This window comes from Microcystis sp. M20BS1 (assembly GCF_020245305.1).
In the GTDB taxonomy this organism is placed as follows: domain Bacteria; phylum Cyanobacteriota; class Cyanobacteriia; order Cyanobacteriales; family Microcystaceae; genus Microcystis; species Microcystis ichthyoblabe_A.
Map to the genome: position 1 here is coordinate 1 of NZ_JADBUZ010000078.1, position 5,720 is coordinate 5,720.

Sequence of the window (5,720 nt, forward strand, 5' to 3'; positions counted from 1 at the left end):
GATAGTTTGTGCCGCTTAAATAAAGAGGTTTTGATAACCAAATTAAAGCAGCTCTAAAGAGTTTTGAGTTAAAAGTTAAACTTCAAGTTTTCATTCAGGACGAATGTACTGATTAACTATTTTTTTGGGGAAAATTAGTTAGCCCATTATTATAACATATAATTAATTTGCAAGAGTTCTATAGTACGAGAATGGCTCTTATCGACTTTGTGTGATCAGTTTAACGATGTAGTAGCGATCGATCTTTGTGTTCTTCGTGTCTTTGTGGTTCCTGACCCAGAGAGCCGATAAACCAGCGCAAGAGGGCAAAATCTTGATAAACTGAGGGGATAACTATTCTAGACCATTCCCATGACCACTCACTTTATTAGTGCCGAAATCGACCTACAGGAAACCCCGCAACAACTGCAGCAAGAAATCGAAAAAGAATTAGCCAAACGCGGTGAACCCTTGCGCTGGGCAATCACAGAAGTGGATACCGAGAATAATCAAGTCAAAGTCGAAGCGATTGTCACCACTGCCTCGTGAATTCCCGTCCCTATACCGCCGTACTAATTATTCCCACCGGCATCGGGGCAGCGATTGGCGGTTATGCTGGGGATGGCATTCCCGTGGCCAGAGCGATCGCCCAAGTTTGTGATCGCCTAATTACCCATCCTAATGTCCTCAACGGCGCACAACTGTACTGGCCTTTGGACAACACCTACTATGTAGAGGGTTACGCTTTAGATCGTTTTGCCCGGGGGGATTGGGGATTAAGTCCCGTCCATCAAAATCGCATCGGGTTACTATTCGATCGCGCCATTGAATTTGACCTCTTGCAAAGACACCTTCAGGCTGCCGATGCTGTCCGGGCCACCCTAGGCTTAGATCTGACCGATTACCTTGTCACCGATGCCCCCTTAAATGTGCAGTTGCGAGAGGCAGCCTCCGGGGCCAGTTGGGGAACAATTGGCAATCCCGACAGCTTGCTGCGGGGGGCAGAAAAACTGATTAACCAAGGCCGGGCGGAAGCGATCGCCATTGTTGCCCGTTTTCCTGACGATCCCGATAGCATTGCCCTGGCTAATTATCGCCATGGTCAGGGGGTGGATCCCCTTGCCGGGGCCGAAGCGGTAATTTCCCATCTGGTGGTGCGACAATTCCAAATACCGGCGGCCCACGCCCCCGCTTTAAGTCCGCTGCCCCTCGATCCGCAACTTTCCCCCAAGGCCGCGGCCGAAGAAATCGGTTATACTTTTTTACCCTGCGTTTTGGTGGGTTTGAGTCGCGCCCCCCAATTGGTCAAGCAGCCCAGTCCCGATGCTATTTGGAGCCGGGAGGTGGACGCGCTGATCGTTCCCGCCAGTGCCTGCGGCTCCAGCACAGTTTTTAGTTTTTGTCAAGAAAAAAGTGTACTGATTGCTGTCGAGGAAAATAGTACAAGAATGAAGGTGGCCCCGGAACCCCTAGGGGTGAAAGCAATTAGGGTACACTCATATACAGAGGCGATCGGTGCGATCGTTTGTCAACGGGCAGGGGTTAGCCTAGCATCTCTTCGCCCTAATTTACACTCTTTACGCTGTTTATCCGAGAATCCGTGACTAATTCCCCTAATTCCGAATTTGATCCCCTGACACGCACACAAGTCCTCACCATTATGGCGGTAACGGCGATTATCTTGCTGGTAGTCGCCAAAGTCTGGCAATATTTCGGTGCGATCGCTATTCCCGCAATTCGCTGGACTCTCCCGGATTTCCTGTTCGGATTAGCCTTAGCGGGGGCAATTAGTGGAATTAGTGGGCTTCTATATCGTTTTTGGTCTAGTTATCGCCATAGTGCTAACTCTTACTTAGAATTAGTCATTAAACCTTTAGCTTGGCCCGATTTAATTTGGATTGGATTACTGCCGGGGTTAAGTGAAGAATTATTATTTCGCGGGGTGATTTTGCCGGCTTTGGGCTTAAATATCTTTGGTTTAACCGTTTCTAGTCTAATTTTTGGTATCCTCCATTTTAGCGGTTCCCAACAATGGCCCTATGTTATCTGGGCAACTGTTGTCGGTTTTGCCCTCGGTTATACCGTCATCATCACCGGTAATTTATTAATCCCGATCCTCGCTCATATTATCACCAATCTCCTCGCTAGTTTTCTCTGGAAATTACAGCATAGTAATCAGTAATCAGTAATCAGTTATCAGTTATCAGTTATCAGTTATCAGTTATCAGTTATCAGTTATCAGTTATCAGTTATCAGTTATCAGTTATCAGTGACTACTCCTGTCTCCTATAAAAAAAATGGAAGTGCAATTTCGCGAATTTAATCCTTTTGATGTCTGGTTTTGGCTGGAATTTTCGACAGTTCCCTCGAATATGGAACAGCAGTATGTAGAAGAAGTTTTTGCTTCTTGGTTTTATTTGGGTAAATTAGGAGCTTTCAATGCCGAAAACCTACAGGTACAGGAGGTGGGAGTCGATATTAGTTATATGGAATACGATCCAGATATAGCCGAAAATGCCTTTATGTCACCGATGCACAATATGACCGATTTTGAATACTTAGGTACTTGGGGACGTTGCTGGTTTGATCTCGGTACTAGCGATCTTATTGCTTTGGATATTTTAATCAATGCCTTGACCCAATTAAGTAAGGATTTTGTCGATATTAAACGTTTAATTATCGGGGGAGAAAATCAAGATTGGCCAGTTGGCGATCGCAGTAATTATCTCTTTAGCGAATAATTAGGGTTTACTAAAAAAGTTTCTTGGTGGAGTCAGTATTCTCCGAGTCAGGAGTTTATTTTTATTTATTCTCCCCACACCCTACACCCCACACCCCACACCCCACTTCCCACACCCCACTTCCCACACCCCACTTCCCCACTTCCCCACTTCCCCACTTCCCCACTTAACAACATCTATGCTTAATCTCGTCTCCCTTCCAGAAATTCCCGCCGCTGCTTGGAAACGTCCTCTAGGCAAAGGTTGGGAAAAACCCTACAGCGTCCGCTACGCCAGCAATTTAGATGATGGTCCTTGGCATGGGATGCCTCTGGGGGGATTTGGGGCCGGTTGCATCGGACGTTCCCCCAAAGGTGACTTTAACCTCTGGCATCTGGACGGCGGTGAACACAGTTTTAATAGCCTTGCAGCCTGTCAATTTAGCATTTTTGAACAAACAGAAGACGGAAACGCCCAAGCCTACGCTATGGCGACGGAAAGCCCGACGGATGGAACTTTATCGCGCTGGTCGTGGTATCCAGCCGAAAAGGGAAACTATTCGGCCCTTTATCCCCGCAGTTGGTACGAGTATAAAGATGTTTTTCAGACTCAATTAATTTGCGAACAATTCTCACCAGTTTGGGCGCATAATTATCAAGAAAGTAGTTATCCTATTGCCCTATTTGAATGGACGGCCCATAATCCCACCGATAAACCAATTACTATTAGTATTATGCTGACTTGGCAAAATACAATCGGTTGGTTTACTAACGCAATTAAATCCCCAGTGGTTAAGGTGAGAGATGATGGTAGTCCCGTCTATGAATATCAATCAAAATGGGGGGAAAGTGAGGGTAATTATAATCAATGGATTGTCGATAATTTCCGCGTTGGCTGTCTAATGCGTCGAGATTACGAAAATCCCGGGGAAGGGGATGGACAGATGGCGATTGCCAGTATCACTAATCCGAGTCTAGAGGTATTCTATCTGGGTAAATGGAACCCTGCTGGCGATGGGGGCGAAGTTTGGGATTATTTCGCCATGAATGGCTCTTTACCGGATATTGAGGACGAAACCCCTGCCGAAAAAGGGGAACAAACGGCCACGGCCATGGCGATTCGTTTTACCATTCGTCCGGGGAAAACTCGCAAAATTCCCTTTATTTTAGCTTGGGATTTACCCGTCACCGAATTTGCCCAAGGAATTAACTATTATCGTCGTTATACGGACTTTTTCGGTCGCAATGGTCAAAATGCTTGGGCGATGGTACGCACGGCTTTAAAACACGGCGATACATGGCGAGAAAATATTATTAACTGGCAAAAACCGATCCTAGAACGCAGCGATCTGGCCGATTGGTTTAAAATGGCTTTATTTAACGAATTATACCTGCTTACGGACGGCGGTACTCTCTGGACGGCCGCCACGGAACAGGATGCCATCGGTCAATTTGGGGTCTTAGAATGTATTGATTATCGTTGGTATGAAAGTCTTGATGTGCGTCTCTATGGTTCCTTTGGGTTATTGATGTTATGGCCGCGCTTAGAAAAGGCCGTCATGGAAGCTTTTGCGAGGGCAATTCCCAGCAGTGACGACACTCCTCGGATTATTGGATATAACCAAGCTAGTGCCATTCGTAAGGCCAAAAATGCCACTCCCCACGATTTAGGCGCCCCCAATGAACACCCTTGGCAAAAGAGCAATTACACCAGTTATCAAGATTGTAATCTCTGGAAAGATTTAGGCAGTGATTTTGTTTTATTAGTATATCGGGATTATTTATTAACGGGGGCTAAAGATGAGGATTTTCTGCGGGAATGTTGGCCGTCAATTGTCCTGACTTTGCAATATTTAAAAACCTTTGACCTTGATAACGATGGCATCCCCGAAAATTCCGGCGCACCAGACCAAACCTTTGATGATTGGCGTTTACAGGGAATTAGTGCCTATTGTGGTGGTTTGTGGATAGCGGCACTAGAAGCGACGCTTAAAATTGGGGCAATTCTTGGAGAAGATACGGCAATTTTTGCCAGTTGGTTACAGCAATCTCGCGCTATTTATCATCAGACTCTCTGGAATGGAGAATATTATAATTTAGATAGTGGCAGTGGTTCCGATGTGGTGATGACTGACCAATTATGCGGTCAATTTTATGCCCGTTTATTGGCTTTGCCAGATGTGGTAGAAAATCAATACACGCAATCAGCTTTAAGTAAGATTTATCAGGCTTGTTTTCTCAAGTTTCATGGGGGAAAATTTGGGGCGGCAAATGGGTTAAAACCCGATGGTACTCCCGAAAATCCCGAGGCAACTCATCCCTTGGAAGTTTGGGTAGGAATTAATTTTGGGTTGGTGGCTTTTTTACTACAAATGGGAATGGAAAAGCAGGGATGGCAAATTACGGAAGCAGTGGTGAAACAAGTCTATGAAAATGGCTTACAATTTCGCACCCCGGAAGCGATTACATCGGTGGGAACTTTTCGCGCTTGTCATTATTTACGCGCCATGGCTATCTGGGCTATCTATGGGGTTTTGGGTGGTGATTCGGTAGTAATGATGGCGGCTTAATCCTTTGCCAGGTGTGCATTGTAGTCATGGATAAAATACCAAAGGGTTCCCCAACGTGATTCTCCATTTTTTTAGAGAAAGATAGACTCTCTGTCACCAACCGAGAAATCCTTTGTCGAAAGGTATTATTTAATCTTTCAATATGATTAGTTTGACCAGTTTCTTTCCCGACTGGTCGATGACGTTTACTGGGAATTACTGTCTTATATGACTCCCAAAAGTCTGTGTAAGCAACTGCACATTGTCGGTAAACGCCTGGTAAACTGGCCCCAAAGTTTTTTGGCTGATTGACGACTCCTATCTCCGCGCATAGCAACCAATAATTTCCCTTGTATTTCTATCAATTAACCGCCAAATATAGACCTTTATCGTCTTAGAAAAAACAAAAGACTACATTTCATCACATTCTATAACCAATTTACCTTTTGGTTTGTCCGAAACCTTTATTTGAC

Annotated in this window: 5 protein-coding genes and 1 pseudogene; 5 read left to right on the forward strand and 1 reads right to left on the reverse strand. The window is 45.2% G+C overall.

What is annotated here, in order from left to right; translation table 11 throughout:
* Nucleotides 1–351 precede the first annotated feature (351 nt).
* The 5 genes from IM507_RS08010 to IM507_RS08030 all read left to right on the forward strand — a co-directional run bounded on the left by IM507_RS08010 (nt 352) and on the right by IM507_RS08030 (nt 5,268).
* Nucleotides 352–528 (forward strand): hypothetical protein, encoded by a 177-nt coding sequence (locus IM507_RS08010; protein WP_002734354.1) that lies wholly within the window; start codon nt 352–354, stop codon nt 526–528.
* Nucleotides 525–1,583 carry a DUF3326 domain-containing protein gene (locus IM507_RS08015; RefSeq protein WP_069475590.1) on the forward strand — a complete coding sequence of 353 codons (1,059 nt, stop codon included), beginning with the start codon at nt 525–527 and terminating at the stop codon, nt 1,581–1,583. The genes IM507_RS08010 and IM507_RS08015 overlap by 4 nt, the downstream gene beginning before the upstream one ends.
* Entirely contained in the window at nt 1,580–2,161 is a 582-nt protein-coding gene (locus IM507_RS08020; protein WP_002732964.1) for a CPBP family intramembrane glutamic endopeptidase, read from the forward strand. The genes IM507_RS08015 and IM507_RS08020 overlap by 4 nt, the downstream gene beginning before the upstream one ends.
* Before the next feature lie 115 nt (nt 2,162–2,276).
* Nucleotides 2,277–2,720, forward strand: a complete 444-nt coding sequence (locus tag IM507_RS08025) for a DUF3531 family protein (protein WP_002733109.1) — start codon at nt 2,277–2,279, stop codon at nt 2,718–2,720.
* Between the two features lie 178 nt (nt 2,721–2,898).
* Nucleotides 2,899–5,268 carry a GH116 family glycosyl hydrolase gene (locus IM507_RS08030; protein ID WP_002734201.1) on the forward strand — a complete coding sequence of 790 codons (2,370 nt, stop codon included), beginning with the start codon at nt 2,899–2,901 and terminating at the stop codon, nt 5,266–5,268.
* Here IM507_RS08030 and IM507_RS08035 read toward each other — a convergent pair.
* Nucleotides 5,265–5,720 (reverse strand): annotated as a pseudogene (locus IM507_RS08035) (IS1 family transposase); the annotation flags it as partial. The gene IM507_RS08030 and the pseudogene IM507_RS08035 sit on opposite strands and share 4 nt — an antisense overlap.